The sequence below is a fragment of the Kribbella sp. NPDC054772 genome (assembly GCF_053611945.1).
The window spans coordinates 454,418-472,954 of sequence record NZ_JBSHBJ010000002.1 but is presented as its reverse complement, the minus strand read 5'-3'; the positions used below and the strand labels follow the sequence as shown (position 1 = coordinate 472,954).

Genomic DNA, 18,537 nt, shown 5'->3' with positions numbered 1-18,537 from the left:
GGCGAGTGTTGTGGCCGGGTCGCGTGCTCTGTTCGCGTGAGCGCTAGCGGCTCTTCGGGATCCCGTCGCGCAACCACCCCCCCACCGCTTCCACGCGGACTTCCTCAGCTGGGGCCACTACCGGCCCGAGTACTGGCGCAACTACTGGCACACCCACTCCTTCCACGAGGTCTGCCTCGCGTACGCCGGCGAGGGCCGCTTCGACAACGGTTCCGTGCGGTACGACGTCGTACCGGGGTCGGTGTTCCTCGCGCGGCCGGGGGACATCCACGAGATCGAGTCCAGCGAGACGTCCCCGCTGGGCATCGCCTTCTGGGGCTTCACCTTCCGCCCGGGTTCTGTCGAGCCCGGTTGGTGGTCCGGACTGACACGCGCCGACGGTCCCGTCATTTCCGATCGAGTCGGCATGCTGCCCGCACTGATCAGCGCGCTGGCAACGGAGGCCGCAGCACCCGTTTCCGGCTACAGCACCACGCTCGGCGCTCTCGGCAGCAGTCTCATCGTCGAAACAGCTCGCGCCTTCGCCCTGAGCGCCGACCTGGCAGTGGAACCAGTCCGCCGCGATCGCGGTCCGCTGGTCGTGGAAGCCATGCAGCGCCACCTCCGCGACAACCTCTCGCGCCCCATCACGGTCCGGGATGTCGCGGCCGTCGTACACCTGTCGGAACGTCATGCGGAGCGTCTCTTCACGCAGCAGACCGGCGCATCCATCATGTCGACCCTGCGCCGCCTCCGTCTCGAACTGGCCGCGCAACTGTTGCTGGATCACACGCTGTCTGTCACCGAAGTGGCGCGAGTCTGCGGGTACTCCGACGTACGCCCGTTCTCGACTGCCTTCAAACGCAAGTACGGCCGAACACCCGGCGACCATCGCCGCACCGGCGGGACCGAGTTCCTGTAGTGACGGGCAGTGGTAGTCTTCAGCTATGCGAGTGAGCCTGCTCCTTAGTTAGCCGTGCTGGCAATCAGGCGCCGAGAAGCGCCGGTCAGTGCGGCGTCCCCTCCTGTGTGAGGGGCTTTTTTATGTCCAGGGAGTGCCGTCTGGCACATTTAGGCTCGACCAAAGACACGAAGTATGGAGTAGGACCGTGAGCGAGCAGGTGGAGGACACCCCCGTCGACCGGGGTGGCTACGACTTCAACGCCATGCAGGCCAAGTGGCGTCCGGTGTGGGAGCAGCTGGACCCGTTCAAGGCCAAGGACGACGGCTCGGCCGAGCGGCGTTACGCGCTCACGATGTTCTCCTACCCCTCCGGCGACCTGCACATGGGTCACGCCGAGGTGTTCGCGCTGCACGACGTCCTGGCCCGCTACTGGTTCCAGCAGGGGTACGACGTGCTCAACCCGATCGGCTGGGACTCGTTCGGGCTGCCGGCCGAGAACGCCGCGATCAAGCGCAACGAGCACCCGGCGACGTTCACCTACGCCAACATCGAGACGCAGGCGGAGTCGATCCGCCGGTACGCGATCAGCTTCGACTGGTCCCGGCGTCTGCACACGTCCGACCCGGAGTACTACCGCTGGACGCAGTGGCTGTTCCTGCGGCTGTACGAGCGCGGCCTGGCGTACCGCAAGGCGTCGTACGTCAACTGGTGCCCGCACGACCAGACCGTGCTGGCGAACGAGCAGGTGGTCCAGGGCCGCTGTGAGCGCTGCGGCCACGAGGTCACCAAGCGCGAGCTGACGCAGTGGTACTTCAAGACCACCGAGTACGCCCAGCGGCTGCTGGACGACATGGAGCTGCTGCAGTGGCCGGAAGAGATCCTGCTGATGCAGCGCAACTGGATCGGCCGCTCCGAGGGCGCGTTCGCGAACTTCGAGGTCGAGGGTCGCGACGAGCCGATCAAGGTGTTCACCACCCGGCCGGACACGCTGTTCGGCGCCACCTTCATGGTGGTCGCGCCGGACGCGAAGCTGGCCGCCGAACTGGTCACGCCGGACCAGCAGGCCGCGTTCGACGAGTACCTGACCAAGGTGAAGGCGACCACCGAGATCGAGCGGCAGAGCACCGAGCGCGAGAAGACCGGTGTCTTCCTGGGCTCGTACGCCGTCAACCCGGTGACGGGGCAGCGGATCCCGATCTGGGCCGCCGACTACGTGCTGGCCGACTACGGCACCGGCGCGATCATGGCGGTCCCCGGCCAGGACACCCGGGACTGGGAGTTCGCGGAGAAGTTCGACCTGCCGATCGTCCGCACCGTGCAGCCGACGCCGGACTTCGACGGCAAGGCGTTCACCGGTGACGGACCGGCGATCAACAGCGCGAACGACGAGATCAGCCTGGACGGACTGGACGTCGCCGAGGCGAAGTCGCGGATCATCGACTGGCTGCAGGGCAAGGGCCTGGGCGAGCGGACGATCAACTACCGGCTGCGCGACTGGCTGCTGAGCCGCCAGCGCTACTGGGGTTGCCCGATCCCGATCATCCACTGCCCGTCCTGTGGCGAGGTGCCGGTCCCGGACGACCAGCTGCCGATGGAGCTGCCCGACCTGCGCGGCGAGGACCTGCGGCCGAAGGGCGTGTCCCCGCTGGCTGCGGCCCGCGACTGGGTCGAGGTCGAGTGCCCGAAGTGCGGCGGCCCGGCCGAGCGGGACACCGACACGATGGACACCTTCGTCGACTCGTCCTGGTACTTCCTGCGCTACCTGTCGCCGGAGTACACCGACGGACCGTTCGACCAGGAGACGGCGGACCGCTGGATGTCGGTCTACCAGTACGTCGGCGGCAAGGAGCACGCCGTACTGCACCTGCTGTACGCACGGTTCTTCGTCAAGGCGCTGCACGACATGGGCCTGCTGAACGCGGTGGAGCCGTTCACCCGGCTGCTGAACCAGGGCCAGGTCATCAACCAGGGCAAGGCGATGAGCAAGTCCCTGGGCAACGGCGTGAACCTGGGCGACCAGATCGACGAGTACGGCGTGGACGCGGTCCGGCTGACCATGGTGTTCGCCGGTCCGCCCGCGGACGACATCGACTGGGCCGACATGTCGCCGGGTGGGTCGCTGAAGTTCCTGCAGCGCGCTTGGCGGCTGGCCGGAGCGGTCGAGTCCCCGGTCGGTGCGGACCCGTCCACCGGTGACGTCGAGCTGCGCAAGCTGACCCACCGGACGGTGGGCGACGCGGCCGAGCTGATCGACTCGCACCGGTTCAACGTCATGGTCGCCCGGGTCATGGAGCTGGTGAACGCCACCCGCAAGGCGATCGACTCCGGTCCCGGTGCGGCCGACCCGGCGGTCCGGGAAGCGGTCGAGACGGTGGCGATCGTGCTGAGCCTGGTCGCGCCGTACACGGCCGAGGAGATGTGGGAGGAGCTGGGCCACCAGCCGACCGTCGCGAAGGCGGGCTGGCCGAAGGTCGACGCGGCGCTGCTGGTGCAGGAGACCGTGACGTGTGTGGTCCAGGTGGCCGGCAAGGTGAAGGACCGGCTGGAGGTCGCGCCGGACATCTCCGAGGCCGACCTGGAGAAGCTGGCGCTGTCTTCCGAGGCGATTCAGAAGGCCCTGGACGGCCGAGGCACCCGCAAGGTGATTGTGCGGGCGCCGAAGCTGGTCAACATCGTTCCCGCCTGACCACGAGCTACGCTGCAGCGATGCGCTCAGAGCTGATCGACATCGCGACCGGCGGGACCGAGATCGTCTTCGACCTCACGAGCAGGTGCGAGCAGTTCGTCGCCGCCCAGGCCCATCAGGCCCACGGCGACGGGCTGCTGCACGTCTTCGTCCCGCACGCGACGGCCGGTATCGCGATCCTCGAGACCGGAGCTGGCAGCGACACGGATCTGCTGGCCGTGCTCGAGGAGCTGTTGCCGCGCGAGTTCGGCTGGCGGCACACGCACGGTACGCCCGGACACGGTCGCGACCACGTGCTGCCCGCCCTGATCCCGCCGTACGCGTCGATTCCGGTGCTGGACGGGCAGATGATGCTCGGCACCTGGCAATCGATCTGCCTGATCGACACCAATGTGGACAATCCACAGCGCCAGGTCCGGCTTTCCTGGCTGGCCGGTTAACGGACCACCGGGTAACAATATTTTCCAGCATCTTGGTGACTTATCGTGATGTTGCCGATCGCGTTACGTTTGCGAAACACTACTCCGCTTGAATTGCCGCATGGCTGCCCTGGACACGCTCCGCGACGTCACTGTCGAGCTCCTGGTTCGCGCGACCCGGGGGATTTCCGACGGCAGCCTGCTGAATGCCGATTCCGGCCGTGCCGACACCCAGGCCCGGATCGACGACTGGGCCGGTGTGCTTTCTCTGTACGCCGTGGAAAATGAATCCCGCGCGGTCCGGGCGACTGCTTGAAACAAGCAATTCTGATACCGCAGCATTTCCCGCACGGCGGAAAGCCGTTGCCACGGTCAACGAATTGTGTGACCCAGGCCGCATCCCGCGCGTCGGATCGGCGCGGCACGGACACGCTCGTCACGCTATGTTGTGACAGGAACGTGTGGCCTTCAGAGGGGTGACGGGGCTGTGTCGGACACGGATGGCCGGGCGGACGGTCGGCGAGGTTTCGCCGGCCTGTTGCTCGGCTTGAGGGTCCAGGCAGGCCTTTCCCAGGAGGAGTTGGCGGATCGCGCCGGGCTCAGCGTCCGGTCGATCCGGGAGATGGAGGCCGGACGCGTCGCGCGTCCGCGCAAGGACTCAGTCCGGCTGCTCGCCTCCGCGCTCGGGCTGCGGGACGGCGACACCGACCATTTCCTCGCGACCGCAGGCCACGGTTCCGCGCGCCCTGTCGTCCGCACGGTTGCCGCCGCACCGGAGGTCGTCTCCGTCGCTGACCCCGCGCCGGCCGGTCTGCGCTGGCGTGGCACCCGACCGATCCCGGACGGTCTCGTCGGCCGCGAGCAGGAACTGTTCGAGCTCGAGGGCCTGCTCCGGCAGAACCGGCTCGTCACCCTCGTCGGTCCGGGTGGTGTCGGCAAGACCGAGCTCGCGCTGGCCGCGGCCGACCGGTTTTCCGGCGCCGACACGACCGTCGTGGTCGTCGACCTCACCACGGTGCAGCGCGACGCCGCCGTACCGTCGGCCATCCTCGACGCCTTCGGCACCGCACCGGGTACGGCGGACCTCGACGCCGTCCTGTCCGGTCGGCAGCCCGGCGATCTGGTCATCGTCGAGGACAACGCCGAGCACGTCCTCGACGGGGTGGCGACGGTGGCCAACCGGATGGTCCGGAGCTTCCCAGGCGTCGGTGTGCTGGTCACGTCGCGGATCCCGCTGGGTCTCCCGGATGAGGTGGTACGCCGGGTACAGGTGCTCGGCGTACCGGCGAACGACGAGAACTTCGAGGAGATCGCGGCCAGCCCGGCGGTGGAGATGTTCACCCGGCGGGTGGCGCGGGTCCGTCCGGGCTTCGCGCTGACACCCGAGAACGCGCCGACGGTCGCCCGGCTGTGCCGCCGGCTGGACGGACTGCCGCTCGCTCTGGAGCTCGCGGCGGCGCGGGCCGGGTCGCTGACGGTGGACGCGATCCTCGCCGCGCTGGACGACCGGTTCCGGTTGCTGTCCGGGCCGCGGAGGTTCGGTGCACCGCATCAGCGGACGCTGGCCGACACGATCACCTGGAGCGTCGACGCGCTGTCGGATGCGGCGCGGCAGTTGCTCTACCGCGCCTCGGTGCTCGGCTCGCCGTTCACGCTCGAAGCAGTGGCCGGAGTCTGCACGGGAACGCCGATCGACGAGATCGACGTACCGATGCTGCTGGCCGAGCTCGTGGAGAAGTCGCTGCTGCAGCCGGTGCACGAGTTCGAGCAGCTGTACGGCGCGCGGTACAAGCAGCTGGAGACGATCCGGGAGCACGCGTACGCCGGTCTGTCGTCGCAGGGAGACGATCTGACCGAGTTCCGGGACCGGGCGGTCGCGTGGTGCTCGACGTACGTGTCGGGGCTCGAAGGCGCGTGGTCGTCGCCGGACCGCGACCGCCGGTACCGGGCCGCGCACGCGAACTCGGCACTGTTCGAGGTCGCGCTGGAGCGGGCGGCCGAGCTGGGAGAGTGGGACGTCGCGGCGCGGATCGTCCTGGGGTTCCGGATCGCCTGGCAGTACCAGGCGAGCGTGGCCGAGAGCGGGATCCGCTGGGCGACGTTGTGCGCGGCGAGCGTGGCGGACAAGGAGACCAGCGGGCGGCTGCTCGCGATCGCGGGGCGGCTGTCCAGCCTGACCGGCGACATCCGTGGCGCGCGCCGGCACTACGGGGAGGCGCGCACGCTGATCCCGGGTGAGACCGAGATGGGTCTGGTCGCGCGGGGTGGCTGGGTCTCCTCCGGCTCGCACTTGCTCGACACCCAGAGCCTGGCCGAGGTGCCGGCGCTCGTGGAGGATGCGCGCAAGCACGGCGACGTACAGCGGTCCGCGACCGTGCAGGCGATCTGCGGGCTCGCTCTGCTGCGGTGGGGCCGTTTGGTGGAGGCAAAGGAACTCCTGCTCGCGTGGGAGGCCGCGCTGGTCAATCCGGGCGTCTACCCGGACGAGATCGCGTACATGGCGCTCAGCCGCGTCGACCTCGAGCTGGGCAACCTCGCCGGCGCCCGCCACTGGGCACAGCTCGCCCGCGACAGCCAGGCGTCGGACGACCCGGAGCGCACCAAGGTGGCCGGCTGCCTGGCGATGGTCGAGTACCACGACGGCCGGTACGACGAAGCTCGGACGCTGCTCGACCAGGCGGACGCGGACATCCGCGGGCACCGCGGGTACTTCGACTACCTGGTGATGCTGTACCGGTCCCGGCTGGCCCGCGCTGCCGGTGAGGTGGAGCAGGCGCGCGCAGCTGTGCTGGACGCACTGAACCGGCTGCTGCTCGAGGGGCGGGTCGTGTACCTGCTCGAAGTACTGCCGGAGGCCGTGGCCGTGCTGCACGCGCTGGGTCGATCCGAGGCGGGCGACCGGCTGTGCGGTCAGCTGCTGGCGTGGCAACAGTCGATGGACCCGCCGATGCTGCCGACCGCGTGGGCCGTGCTCCAGGAGTCCTGCGAGAGCGCATCGGTCGCCGACGGGTGGCCCGAGCCGGATCCGGCGGCCGCGGTGCAGCGGCTGGCCAACGACGTCCTCGCCGCTCTTTCGTGACGCCGATCCGCTGAAGCTGCCGGGTAACTGCCGGTTGTTCTGCCTCGTCCGGACATACGTGCCGGACGAAGAATTACAGCCGTAGGGCAGGTTCCACAAAGCAGAGTCCGGCACCGGGCGGCAGCGGCAGCGAAGGAGCGGTGAACCATGAAGAGGCCATGGCACACCGCTGAACTGCCGAAGCGCGCGGCGGCGGCGACGCGGAGGGCATCCGGCGGCTGGTTGGTGGGGGCGCCGAGCGGCTGCCGAGAGCTCCGGGGTGCTGTGCAGTGCGGATCTGTCCTGCCTGAACCGGACGCGGTGCACCGTCAGGGCACTGCTTCCGGGGCGGGGTCCCAGCACAGGGTCAGGCACACGACACAGGGGACGAGTGCCACGACCCGGCTGGCGCCGATCAACCGGTGGGTTTGGTCACCCACCGGCGGGCCGGCCGCTGGGACCTCCCGGGACCTCGTCGAGCTCGCGGTCAGGCCGGTTCTCACGGAACCGGATACGGGGAGTAGCTCGCCGAGGACCCACCTGCTTCAGCTGACAGCCAGGGGGAGTCAGCAGGACTAGGTCGTGTCTGTGGCGCACGAGGGGACGCCATTGGCCCGGCCGTTGTCCGGAGCGAGGTGAAGGCCCGGGAGGGGTGCCTTCACCTCGCTGACGTTTTGTCCAGAAGCCACCGCGCGGCGCCCCTCTTCCGCCCCCCGCCGCGCGGTCCTCTTTCACGGGGCGAGCAGTTGGCGTGCGTCGCCGTACCCGACCACCCAGGTGGGTCTGAGACGGCAGTAGACGATGTCGTCGCCCCAGCTCGACGGTGAGCTACCGTAGTGGCCGACCAGGTACTCCTCGATCTCCGCGAAGTCGGAGTGCTCGGGGGTCAGGAACTCGACCTGTCCATGGGTGAACACGCCGATCCGTTCGCCGTCGATATACGCCACGCTCGCTGCCGGCCGTGCTCTCAGGTGCCGCGCCTTCGCCGCCGATCCGGACGTCGTGAACATCCATCTGGCGTGCAGGAAATGGCCGTCGACCGCACTGATCCGCGGCTCGCCGTGCGCGGTGACCGTGGCCAGCGACAACGTGCACATCCCGGTCAGGACCTGGACCAGCACGTCGGCGCTGAGCTGCCGCTGGTCCTTGATGATGGTGCGCAGGTGCTCGGTCGTCGTCGGGTAGACGGCGTCCATCAGCGCTTGCAACTCGGTGACTTCCGCTGCTGTTTCCCTCATCTTCAGCACTCTGGCACCGAGCGCCGACATATGACTGTCCGGTAACCTCGCTGCATGTCAGCCCGCGTGCACGTCGTCACCGACTCCACGGCTGGCCTGTCCACGCACGAGGTGCTCCGCCACCCGCTGACCGTCGTACCGCTGCAGGTCGTGATCGGCGGGACGTCGTACGACGACGGCGCCACCTCGGCCGACGCGGTCGCGGAGGCGCTGAAGACGTTCACCCCCGTCTCGACCAGCCGCCCGGCGCCGCAGACCTTCGCCGACACGTACGCCGCCCGCGCCGCGGACGGCGCCGAGGCGGTGGTGTCGATCCACCTGTCCGGCGACATGTCGGGCACGTTCGAGGCCGCGATGATCGGCGCCAAGGAGTCCCCGATCCCGGTCCGCGTGGTCGACTCGCGCTCCCTCGGGATGGGCCTGGGCTTCCCGGTCCTCGCCGCGGCCACGGCGGCCGCCGCCGGTGCCGACGCGGCCTCCGTCGAGGCGGCCGCACGGGCCCGGATGAAGTCCACCTCGGCGTACTTCTACGTCGACACCCTCGAGTACCTCCGCCGCGGCGGCCGCATCGGCGCCGCCCAAGCCCTCCTCGGTACGGCGCTCGCGGTCAAGCCACTGCTGACGATCAGCGGCGGGCGAATCGTCCCGCTCGAGAAGGTCCGAACCTCGAGCCGCGCCATCGCCCGGCTGGCCGACATCGCCGTCCAGCGGGCCGGTGAGGCTCCTGTCCAGTTGGCCGTCCATCACCTGGCCAATCTCGAGAAGGCGCAGACGCTCGCCGACGACCTGTCCAACCGCCTGCCCGCGGCCGATGAGGTCGTTCTCCGCGAGGTCGGCGCCGTCATCGGTGCCCACGTCGGCCCCGGCTTGATCGCGGTTGTCGTCAGTCCGCGCTAGGTAGTTCTCCACAGGTTTCGATTCGTCGGTTCGCGGGGCTCGCGAACTCGTACCTTCTCCGGGCGTGAAGGTTCTCCGTCGCGTCCCCAACCCCAGCCCCGACGACGCCCGGGCCCGCGCCCTGTCCCGCCTGGGCGTGCGGCCGGCCACGCCTGCCGCCGACGGTCACCTTCACGACGAACACCAGGAGGACGAACCGGAGGAGCGTGATGAACAGGTGCGCGGTGGATGGATTCCCGAACAGGTCCGGCCCGAGCGGCTACGCGACGCGCGCTGGACCCTCACCCCACGGCACGTCGTCGTCCTCGTGGTTCTACTTGCAGTCGGCTTGACCTGGGCCGGCTGGTCCTTGTTCCGAGCCCGCCCCGAAGCCCTCCCCGACACCCGCCCGAGCACCGCAGCCACCGGTTCACCCGTCACCCCTAAGGAGCTCCAAACCGGCTCACTTGGATCGGGCCAGACCCAGCCCGCAGGCACCAACCAGCCACCGGGTGCTGCCACCACCCCAGGTCAAGCAGTAGTCGTCGTGCACGTCGCCGGCAAGGTGCGCCGTCCCGGCCTGATCCGCGCACCGGCAGGCTCCCGCGTCGCCGACGTACTGACCCTGGCCGGCGGCGCACTCCGCGGCGTAGACCTGACCACCCTCAACCTCGCCCGCCAGGTCACCGACGGCGAACAAATCCTCGTTGGCCAACTCAACCAACCCGCACCCACCAACCCATCAGCCGCGACCTCGTCCTCGCCGTCCAACGCCGCGAACGCCTCCGTCAACCTCAACACCGCAACCCTCGACCAGTTGGACGCCCTCCCCGGAGTAGGCCCCGTCCTCGCCCAGCGAATCCTCGACTTCCGCACCCAGAACGGCCCCTTCACCACCATCGACCAACTCCAGGAGGTCCCCGGCGTAGGCCCCAAAAAGTTCGACTCCCTAAAACCCCATGTCCACCTCTGACCCCCACACACCCGCCCCCGCCGCCGCGCCCGCCCCCAACCCACCGGCTTCCGGGGCGCCTGCTTCGGACTCGCCTGTTGTGGAGGCTTTGGATGCTCGACTGCTCGTTCCGGCTGCGGCTGGGTGGCTGGCGGCGGTGGTGCTGGTTGGCCGATCGCCGCACGCCGGCGTGCTCGTCGGAGTGCTCGCTCTGGTCGCGGCAACCACCCTCGCAGTGCTCTTGCGACGGCGCCAGCTGAACCACCGGTCGAAGAACGTCGGCTGGGCAACGGCAGGAGCTTTCGTGGTCGTCGGCGGACTGGCGCTCGCGGCGGCGCTGCAGTCGGCGACGCTTCGGGCCGGCCCGGTGCGCGGACTCGCAGATGGTTCGACCTCCGTCACCGTCCGACTGAAGATCGACAGCGATCCCTCCGTCCGCCAGAGCACCACCAGCCGCCGCCCGCCGTACGTCGTGCTCAAAGCAACCATCGAGGAGGTACACACCCGAGCCGGCGCCGACCACCTGCGAACAATCCGGGTACGCACCCCGGTCCTCGTCGTGGGCACCACCAAATGGCAGACCGTCAGGTACGGCGAGCATGTCGACGCGACCGGGAGACTCGAACGGGTCGACAACGGATCAGACGTCGCCGCAACGCTCTCGACCCGGTCACCGCCGCGGGCGGTCGACGCACCGCCATGGTGGTTACGAGCAGCCGAGAAGGTACGAGCAGGACTCCGTGACGCCGTAGCGGGCGAGCCCGACGACGTCCGCGGACTCGTACCTGCCCTCGTCATGGGCGACGTCTCCCGGGTGTCGCCCGAGCTCGACGCCGACTTCCGGACAACCGGCCTCACCCATCTCTCCGCGGTCTCCGGCACCAACCTGACGCTGCTGCTCGCCTTCCTCCTCCCACTCGCACGGGTCTCAGGCGTTCGAGCCCGCGGGCTGACCGTGGTCGGCTTGCTGACCGTCGTCGTGTTCATCGTCCTCGCGAGACCACAACCGAGCGTTCTCCGAGCGGCCGCTATGGGACTGATCGCTCTCGCGGCGATGACCGGCGGGGGAGGGCGGCGGCGCGCGGTACGGAGTCTCTCGGCGGCAGTGATCATGCTGCTTCTGCTGGACACATCGCTCGCGCGCTCGGCCGGGTTCGCGTTGTCGGTGCTCGCGACAGCGGGCATTGTCCTGCTCGGGCCGGGATGGCGTGACGCGCTGGCGAAGTGGATGCCGGGGTGGTTGGCCGAAGCGATCTCGTGTCCGCTGGCCGCGCAGATCGCCTGTACGCCGGTCGTCGCCTGGCTCTCGGGTCAGGTCTCGCTGGTGGCGGTCGGCGCCAACCTGCTGGCGGGACCAGCAGTCGGGCCGACGACGATCCTCGGATTCGTCGCGGCCGGAGTCGCCTTGATCAGCAGCGGAGCGGCGCACCTCCTCGGCTGGGCAGCCGGCTGGCCGGCGCGCTGGATCATCCTTGTCGCTGAGCAGGGCGCCGACCTCCCGGGTGCGGCGAGCACGTGGCCGGCGACTGTCGTTGGCATCGTGGTCCTGACCCTGCTCTGCGTCGCGCTCGTGCTCGGCCTGCACCGAATCCTCGCTCGCCCGATCGCGATGGTCCTCGCAGTGATCCTGCTGGCTGTCGTCATCCTGCGACCGGTCGGCCGGTTCGGCTGGCCGCCGGACGACTGGCTCTTCGTGGTCTGCGACGTCGGGCAAGGAGACGGTCTGGTCCTGCGCGCCGGCGAGGGTACGGCGGTTGTCGTCGACACCGGCCCCGATCCGGAACCGATGGACCGCTGCCTGAAGAACCTCGGCGTCAAGCACATCCCGGTCGTCGTGCTCAGCCACTTCCACGCCGACCACGTGGGTGGTCTGGCGGGAGTGCTGAACGGTCGCCGCGTCGACGAGATCGAGGTGACACCGTACTTCTCGCCGCGCGCCGAGTACGACCGCGTGAGCGACCTCGCGGCAGAGCATCGGGTCGCCCTCCGGACGGTCGCGTTCCGCGAGACCCGAACGGTCGGCGCGGTGAGCTGGACAACGCTCTGGCCCGCCAAGGTCCCGGCGCTGCCGCCACCCGGTACGTCGTCCGCGACCTCGACCGATGAGGGCTCGCCGGAGAACAACGCCAGCATCGCGATGATGGTCGAGCTCGCCGGTCTCCGGATCCTGCTCACCGGCGATCTGGAACCCGAGTCGCAGCGAGCCGTCGTCGCCACCGGCGCCGACCTACGGGCCGACGTACTGAAGGTTCCGCACCATGGTTCGGCGCAGCAGGATCCCGGCTTCATCGCGGCGACGAATGCGCGCCTGGCCGTGATCTCCGCCGGCCGTGACAACGACTACGGCCACCCGGCCCCGAGAACCCTGGAGTTGCTGTCTCACCAGGCGATCCGTACCGCGACGACCAACGTCAGCGGCCCGCTCGTCGTCACCAACGAGCGCAACCATTTGGCGCTCACTACCGATCCCTCACCGTGACGGCGCGAAGCTCACGACCTCGGCCGGGACTGTGTTCTCGGGCTGATCACCGAGCGACCAAGCGGCCACGCGCGAGACGATGTGCGCCGGGATGACGTCGGCGACGCCCTCGACCGCGGGGACGTCATAGGTGCCGTGCGCGTCGTACGGAAGGACGACGCGGTAGCCCCGCGCAAGGGCAGTCTTCGATGTCGCGTGCACGCACATCTCCGACATCACGCCGCAGATCGCGAGCGACCGCACGCCCGCCGAGACGAGAACCTCGCCGAGCGGAGTCGCGTCGAAACCGTCGTCCCGGGGCTTCCGGATCACGTGCTCGCGCGGCCCGGGCTTCACCGGCAGGTACAGCTCCCAGCCCGGCGTCTCCGGTTCGTCGTCCGCACCGGGCGGTCCGTCGTTCTGCAGGTGTACGACGACAGCGCCTGCCTCCCGCGCGCGGTCCAGCAGGCCGCCGACCCGATCCAGAAGTTGCGCCGCGCCCGGAACTGCCTCGTCGCCCGAGACGAAGGCGGTCTGCATGTCCACCACGATCAGTGCGTCGGTCGGCGCTGGGGATGACGTCATGGCGCTATCCTCGCGGGTTTGCCGAGGGCCCGCACCGGGATTGTCCGTCCGGCGTGGGATGCTGACCGGGTGGCTGCTCGTAGGGGTTCTGCACCGAAGCTCGGTGACGTACTGCTGGTGACCGGATCCGAGTCGTTCCTCGCGGATCGAGCGGTGCGATCGGCGATCGCGGCGGTGTCCAAGAACAACTCCGGGGTCGAGGTGACGGACCTCGAGGCGGTCACGCTGGACGTCGGTGTTTTCGCGGAGCTGACCGGCCCGTCGCTGTTCGCGACCGAGCGGGTGCTGGTGCTGCGCGCGCTGGAGAACCTGCCGAGCGAGATGGCGCCGCACCTGATCGAGTACGCCGGGTCGCCGGCCGACGACGTACTCGTCGTGCTCGTGCACTCTGGCGGGCAGAAGGGCAAGGGCGTCCTCGACAAGTTGCGGAAGGCATCTGTCAACGAGGTCGTCGCGACGGCACCGAAGGCGTGGGAGTTGCCGCAGTTCGTGGCTGGCGAGATCCGGTTGCACGGCGGGACGGTCGACGAGGGCGCGGCCTCTGCGCTGGTCGACGCGGTCGGGCACGATCTCCGGGCGCTGGCCGGCGCGTGCTCGCAGCTGGTGTCCGACTCGGGCGGTCAGGCGGTGACGACCGACCTGATCGGGCAGTACTTCGGAGGGCGCGCCGAGGTCACGAGTTTCGCGGTCGCGGACGCGGCGATCGCCGGTCGGACCGAGCCGGCGCTGGAGCAGCTGCGCTGGGCGCTGGACTGCGGCGTGGCGCCGGTGCTCGTGACGAGCGCGATGGCGGGTGGTTTGCGCGGGCTGGCGAAGTACGCGAGTGCTGCGAGCGGGATGCGGGACGCGGACCTGGCGCGGGAGGTCGGGGTGCCGCCGTGGAAGCTGAAGCAGCTCAAGCAGCAGGTCCGCGGCTGGACCCCCGGCGGCCTGGCGACGGCGATCAAGGCGGTCGCCCAAGCCGACGCGGACGTCAAAGGCGCCTCAGGCGACGCGGGCTACGCCCTCGAACGCATGGTCCTCACCGTCACCCGAGCCCACGGCCGCCGCTAACACCCAAGCCAACGGCCCGCTGCTGAATGAGCACTCGGGGGAGCTGGTAGGTCGGCGGCTGCCTGGGTGGGGAGCTGGCGCTCGTTTTCAGGCATGCAAAAACGATCGGCCGCCCTTTGGGGACGGGCCGATCGTTGTTGGGTCGCGTCAGAGACGCGCCCCAGGTGTCAGAGGGAAGCGGCCTTCTTGAAGATGGCCGACTTCCGGTTGGCAGCCTGGTTGGCGTGGATGACGCCCTTGCTGACGGCCTTGTCGAGCAGGCGGCCGGCGCTACGCGCGGTCTCCTGGGCCTTGTCGGCCTCGCCGGCCTCGACGGCCTCGTGGAAGCGACGAACCGCCGTCTTGAGGGTCGACTTCACCGACTTGTTGCGAAGTCGCGCCGCCTCGTTCTGGCGGTTGCGCTTGATCTGGGACTTGATGTTCGCCACGGAGCAGTGCCTCGATCAGGTTTGTGCGGTCAATACAGGATGGTGTTGCGCGCACGGCTGAACACCACCCGTTGGCGCGCGAAGAGCCAGATTACCAACAACCCTCAGCCATCACCAAACCAGCTCATGCCGCGAGCCGCCGGTTCACGCCGGCGTGGTCGCCTCGGCGGCGGACTTGAGCCTCGCCAGCGTGGTGCGGATGCCATCGGCGTTGCGTGGGGTGCGGTTGCCGAAGATCGGCCGGAACAGCAGTTTCAGCGCCGCCGGACGGTGGTCGGTCCAGGACTCGGTGACCGTGCAGCCGTCCGGCGTCGGGGTGAACGAGTAGTCCCACAGCGAGATCGGAACCGGGCCGAAGGTGATCTCGAACGCGAAGCGGCGGCCCGGGTCCGCGGCCACCACCTTCCCGAAGGTGAACCAGCGCACGACCCCGACGCGGTTGTGCCCGACGAACCGGGCACCTAGCGCGGGCCTACCAGCAGACGACCAGGTCACCTTGGTGCATTCGGGGCTCCACTCGCCCATGCGGGGTAGATCGCTGACCAATCGATACAGTGCGTCAGCGCTCGACTGCACTGTGATGGACTCGGCCAGATCGGGCATCGGGATTTCCCTTGCTGTCGGCAGTCAGCTGTTGTGCTGAGCGTGACATCGCCGGGGACGTGACGGCATACTCGGGGCCCCGTGACGCCGATCACCGCGGTGTCGGGATGTCCGCGAGCCAAAGCTCCACCATCGCTCCGTCCAAGCCCTGGAGGAACTCCCTTGCCCCGCAAACGCCAGGCGATTCTCGTCGCCTCCGCGCTGATCGCTGCCATGGCCGGTGTCCCCGTCCTGGTCAGTGCCGCCCACGCCAACCAGCCCGCGGCGGCGACCACCGCCGACCCGGCGGTGAAACGCTCCGAGACCGGCTCGTACATCGTCCAGCTCGACGATTCCCCGGTCGCGGAGTACGACGGTGACATCGCCGGCCTGGCCGCCACCAAGGTCCTGCCCGGCGCCAAGCTGCTGAAGACCGCCGCGCCGGTCGTCGACTACGTGAAGCATCTCGCCGCCGAGCGCGACGGCGTCCTCGCCGAGGTCCCGGCCGTCAAGAAGCTGTACGACTACAGCTACACGTACGCCGGCTTCTCCGCCGAGATGTCGTACGACGACGCGGTCAAGCTGGCCAAGTCGTCGGGCGTGAAGAGTGTTGAGCCGAGCGAGATCGAGCACGCCGACACCGTCGACACGCCGCGCTTCCTCGGCCTGTCCGGCAAGGGCGGCGCCTGGCAGCAGGCGGGTGGTGTCGACAAGGCCGGCGACGGCGTGATCATCGGGATGATCGACTCCGGCTACGTCCCGGAGCGCGCGAGCTTCGCACCGATCAAGACCTCCAAGCAGTCGGACGCGCTGATCGCGAAGAAGTGGAAGGGCACCTGCCAGGCCGGCGAGGAGGCGCCCGTCACCTGCAACAACAAGGTGATCGGCGCCCGGTACTTCGACAAGGGCATCGGCAACCGCCCGATCCCGGAGGAGTTCAAGTCTCCGCGTGACTACGGCGGCCACGGCACGCACACCGCGAGTACGGCGGCCGGCAACTACGGCGTCGATATGACCGTGATGGGCCGCGACTACGGCAAGGGCTCCGGTATGGCGCCGCACGCCCGTCTCGCGATCTACAAGGCGCTGTGGGCCGTCGACGCGACCGGCGGCGGCAGCGGTACGGACGCCGACATCGTGGCCGCGATCGACGCCGCGGTCTCCGACGGCGTGGACGTCATCAACTACTCGATCTCCGGCAGCGGGTCGACGTACGTGAACGCCACCGGGCTCGCGTTCCTGCGGGCTGCCAAGGCGGGCGTGTTCGTCGCGACCAGCGCGGGCAACACCGGTCCGGGTGACGCGACGGTCGGCAAGACGTACCCCTGGGTCACGTCGGTTGCCAACGGCACCCATGACCGCGACATCCAGACCACGGTCACGTTGGGCAACGGCAAGTCCTACACCGGCGCGGGTATCGGTGCCGGTGTACCGCAGGCGCCGGTGGTCCTCGCCAAGGACGCAGGCCTGGACGGAGCCGACCCGGCCAACCTCGTGCTCTGCCAGGCGAACACGCTCGACCCGGCGAAGGTCAAGGGCAAGATCGTGGTCTGCGACCGCGGCGTCAACGCCCGCGTCGACAAGAGCCTGCAGGTGGAGAACGCCGGCGGCGTCGGCATGATCCTGCTCAACATCACTCCGGGCACCCTCGACTCCGACCTGCACTCGGTCCCGACCGTCCACCTCGACGACACCAAAGCGCCGGAGGTCAAGGCGTACGTCGGCGGCACCGCCAACGCGACCGCGACGATCAGCGCCGGTACGCCGGTCCGCGTCACCGCGCCGAAGGTCGCGGCCTCGTCGAGCCGTGGTCCGTCCCCGGCCGGCAACGGCGACCTGCTGAAGCCGGACATCATGGCGCCGGGCACGAACGTGCTGGCCGCGACGACCGCGTTCAGCGCGGCCGGTGGCGAGTACGCGTTCATGAGCGGTACGTCGATGTCCACGCCGCACATCTCCGGGATCGCGGCGGTCCTCAAGAGCAAGCACCCGACCTGGTCCCCGATGGCGATCAAGTCCGCGATGATGACGACCGCCACCGACAGGGACACCAGCGGCAAGCCGATCCAGAACGACTCCGGCTCGCCCGCGAACCCGTTCGGGTACGGCGCCGGCGAGGTGCAGCCGAAGCTCGGGATGGACCCGGGCCTGGTCTACGACTCGACGTACACCGACTGGACGAAGTTCATCTGCGGGTCCGGTCAGGTGCCGAGCACGCACGAGCTGTGCGCAGGAGGCAAGATCGACCTGAGCGACCTCAACTACCCGACGATCGCGATCGGTGATCTGGCCGGCAAGCAGACCGTGACCCGGACCGTGACGAACGTCGGCAAGACCCCCGAGGTCTACTTCCCGAAGGTCGAGGGCCTGAAGGGTCTCAAGGTGACGGTCTCGCCGCGGATCCTGATCACGCTGCCCGGCCACAGCACGACGTACAAGGTCACGGTCGAGAACGACGGCGCCCCGCTGGAGCAGTACTCGTTCGGTCGCCTGGTCTGGAAGTCGGCGCAGCACTCGGTCGCCAGCACCCTCGCGATCAAGCCGCTCACGGTGAAGGCCCCGGTCCAGGTCAACGGCACCGGCACGGCCGGCTCCGTCGACGTCCCGATCACCTCCGGGTACGCCGGGACGCTCAACACCACCGCAGTGGGCCTGACCCCGGCGACCGTGAACGACGCGACGCTGAAGGACCCGGGCGGCGTGTCGTTCCCGACGACGGCACCCAAAGCCAACGACCACGTCGCGAAGTTCACCGTGAACGTCCCGGCGGGTACGACGTACGCCCGGTTCTCCACGTTCGACGCGGACTACCCGGCCGGCACCGACCTGGATGTCTTCGTCTACAAGGCCGGTACGACGTCTCTGCTCGGCAGCAGCACCGGCGGGTCAGCAGAGGAACAGGTAAACCTCGCCCAGCCCGCAGGCGGCCAAGTGGACGTGTACGTCGACCTGTACGCCGGAGCGAGCGAGCAGGTGGTCAAACTCGACCACTGGGAGCTGCAGAAGGCTGAAGGCAATCTGACCGCCACACCGGCCAGCCAGCAGGTGACGGTCGCCGGCCTGACCAGCGTGACCGCGTCCTGGACCGGTCTGACCGCAGGCACGAGGTACCTGGGCCAACTGCACTTCTCCGACGGCGCCGACGGCTCCGGCTCCACCATCGTCCGCGTAGACAGCTGAACAACGCCGACAGCTGAACAACGCAGAAGGGGGGGGGGGGGGGGCGCGCCCCGGGGCGCCCCCCGGGGCCCGGCCCCGCCCCCGCGACTCCAGCCGGAGACCGGTGAGCCGGTCCCACACATGGGCTGGAACACGATCG

At 69.2% G+C, this 18,537-nt stretch carries 14 protein-coding genes and 1 pseudogene; 11 read left to right on the top strand and 4 right to left on the bottom strand.

Annotated elements, in window-relative coordinates:
- Positions 1 to 154: 154 nt before the first annotated feature.
- The 6 genes and pseudogenes from ACWGID_RS05035 to ACWGID_RS05010 all read left to right on the top strand — a co-directional run.
- Positions 155 to 433: pseudogene (locus ACWGID_RS05035) on the top strand (AraC family ligand binding domain-containing protein); the annotation flags it as partial.
- Positions 407 to 901 (top strand): helix-turn-helix domain-containing protein, encoded by a 495-nt coding sequence (locus tag ACWGID_RS05030; RefSeq protein ID WP_452194700.1) that lies wholly within the window; start codon positions 407 to 409, stop codon positions 899 to 901. The pseudogene ACWGID_RS05035 and the gene ACWGID_RS05030, both read left to right, overlap by 27 nt.
- Before the next feature lie 187 nt (positions 902 to 1,088).
- Positions 1,089 to 3,569 carry a leucine--tRNA ligase gene (leuS, locus tag ACWGID_RS05025; protein WP_452194540.1) on the top strand — a complete coding sequence of 827 codons (2,481 nt, stop codon included), beginning with the start codon at positions 1,089 to 1,091 and terminating at the stop codon, positions 3,567 to 3,569.
- Between the two features lie 20 nt (positions 3,570 to 3,589).
- Positions 3,590 to 4,009, top strand: coding sequence for a YjbQ family protein (locus ACWGID_RS05020; protein ID WP_452194538.1), 420 nt, complete (start codon positions 3,590 to 3,592; stop codon positions 4,007 to 4,009).
- 100 nt (positions 4,010 to 4,109) lie between these two features.
- The gene (locus tag ACWGID_RS05015) at positions 4,110 to 4,304 is read left to right on the top strand and encodes a hypothetical protein (protein ID WP_452194537.1); all 195 of its coding nucleotides are present in this window, start codon (positions 4,110 to 4,112) and stop codon (positions 4,302 to 4,304) included.
- Between the two features lie 171 nt (positions 4,305 to 4,475).
- Positions 4,476 to 7,067: an ATP-binding protein gene (locus tag ACWGID_RS05010; protein WP_452194535.1), complete on the top strand. Its 2,592-nt coding sequence runs from the start codon at positions 4,476 to 4,478 to the stop codon at positions 7,065 to 7,067.
- A 710-nt stretch (positions 7,068 to 7,777) separates the two neighbouring features.
- Here ACWGID_RS05010 and ACWGID_RS05005 read toward each other — a convergent pair.
- Positions 7,778 to 8,284, bottom strand: coding sequence for a pyridoxamine 5'-phosphate oxidase family protein (locus tag ACWGID_RS05005; RefSeq protein ID WP_452194533.1), 507 nt, complete (start codon positions 8,282 to 8,284; stop codon positions 7,778 to 7,780).
- Positions 8,285 to 8,338: 54 nt separating this feature from the next.
- On the opposite strand from ACWGID_RS05005, the gene ACWGID_RS05000 reads away from it, so the two are divergent.
- From ACWGID_RS05000 to ACWGID_RS04990, 3 genes are all read left to right on the top strand, one after another.
- Positions 8,339 to 9,181, top strand: coding sequence for a DegV family protein (locus ACWGID_RS05000; protein WP_452194531.1), 843 nt, complete (start codon positions 8,339 to 8,341; stop codon positions 9,179 to 9,181).
- A gap of 64 nt (positions 9,182 to 9,245) precedes the next feature.
- Positions 9,246 to 10,133 (top strand): helix-hairpin-helix domain-containing protein, encoded by an 888-nt coding sequence (locus ACWGID_RS04995; protein WP_452194530.1) that lies wholly within the window; start codon positions 9,246 to 9,248, stop codon positions 10,131 to 10,133.
- Positions 10,134 to 10,212: 79 nt separating this feature from the next.
- Positions 10,213 to 12,591, top strand: coding sequence for a ComEC/Rec2 family competence protein (locus ACWGID_RS04990; RefSeq protein ID WP_452194528.1), 2,379 nt, complete (start codon positions 10,213 to 10,215; stop codon positions 12,589 to 12,591).
- Here ACWGID_RS04990 and ACWGID_RS04985 read toward each other — a convergent pair.
- Positions 12,583 to 13,155, bottom strand: coding sequence for an isochorismatase family protein (locus ACWGID_RS04985; RefSeq protein ID WP_452194526.1), 573 nt, complete (start codon positions 13,153 to 13,155; stop codon positions 12,583 to 12,585). The genes ACWGID_RS04990 and ACWGID_RS04985 overlap by 9 nt on opposite strands.
- A 69-nt stretch (positions 13,156 to 13,224) precedes the next feature.
- On the opposite strand from ACWGID_RS04985, the gene holA reads away from it, so the two are divergent.
- The gene (holA, locus tag ACWGID_RS04980) at positions 13,225 to 14,208 is read left to right on the top strand and encodes a DNA polymerase III subunit delta (RefSeq protein WP_452194524.1); all 984 of its coding nucleotides are present in this window, start codon (positions 13,225 to 13,227) and stop codon (positions 14,206 to 14,208) included.
- 167 nt (positions 14,209 to 14,375) lie between these two features.
- Here holA and rpsT read toward each other — a convergent pair whose 3' ends face one another.
- On the bottom strand, positions 14,376 to 14,636 hold the full coding sequence (gene rpsT / locus ACWGID_RS04975) for a 30S ribosomal protein S20 (RefSeq protein ID WP_452194522.1): 261 nt from the start codon (positions 14,634 to 14,636) through the stop codon (positions 14,376 to 14,378).
- Between the two features lie 144 nt (positions 14,637 to 14,780).
- Positions 14,781 to 15,239 carry an SRPBCC family protein gene (locus ACWGID_RS04970; protein WP_452194520.1) on the bottom strand — a complete coding sequence of 153 codons (459 nt, stop codon included), beginning with the start codon at positions 15,237 to 15,239 and terminating at the stop codon, positions 14,781 to 14,783.
- A gap of 162 nt (positions 15,240 to 15,401) precedes the next feature.
- On the opposite strand from ACWGID_RS04970, the gene ACWGID_RS04965 reads away from it, so the two are divergent.
- The gene (locus ACWGID_RS04965) at positions 15,402 to 18,398 is read left to right on the top strand and encodes a S8 family serine peptidase (RefSeq protein WP_452194518.1); all 2,997 of its coding nucleotides are present in this window, start codon (positions 15,402 to 15,404) and stop codon (positions 18,396 to 18,398) included.
- Positions 18,399 to 18,537 lie beyond the last annotated feature (139 nt).

Coding starts and splice junctions, on each gene's coding strand:
- ACWGID_RS04985 (WP_452194526.1), bottom strand. CDS start 13,155: ATGACGTCATCCCCAGCGCCGACCGACGCACTGATCGTGGTGGACATG.
- ACWGID_RS05000 (WP_452194531.1), top strand. CDS start 8,339: ATGTCAGCCCGCGTGCACGTCGTCACCGACTCCACGGCTGGCCTGTCC.
- ACWGID_RS05020 (WP_452194538.1), top strand. CDS start 3,590: ATGCGCTCAGAGCTGATCGACATCGCGACCGGCGGGACCGAGATCGTC.
- ACWGID_RS05030 (WP_452194700.1), top strand. CDS start 407: ATGCTGCCCGCACTGATCAGCGCGCTGGCAACGGAGGCCGCAGCACCC.
- ACWGID_RS05015 (WP_452194537.1), top strand. CDS start 4,110: ATGGCTGCCCTGGACACGCTCCGCGACGTCACTGTCGAGCTCCTGGTT.
- ACWGID_RS04970 (WP_452194520.1), bottom strand. CDS start 15,239: ATGCCCGATCTGGCCGAGTCCATCACAGTGCAGTCGAGCGCTGACGCA.
- ACWGID_RS05005 (WP_452194533.1), bottom strand. CDS start 8,284: ATGAGGGAAACAGCAGCGGAAGTCACCGAGTTGCAAGCGCTGATGGAC.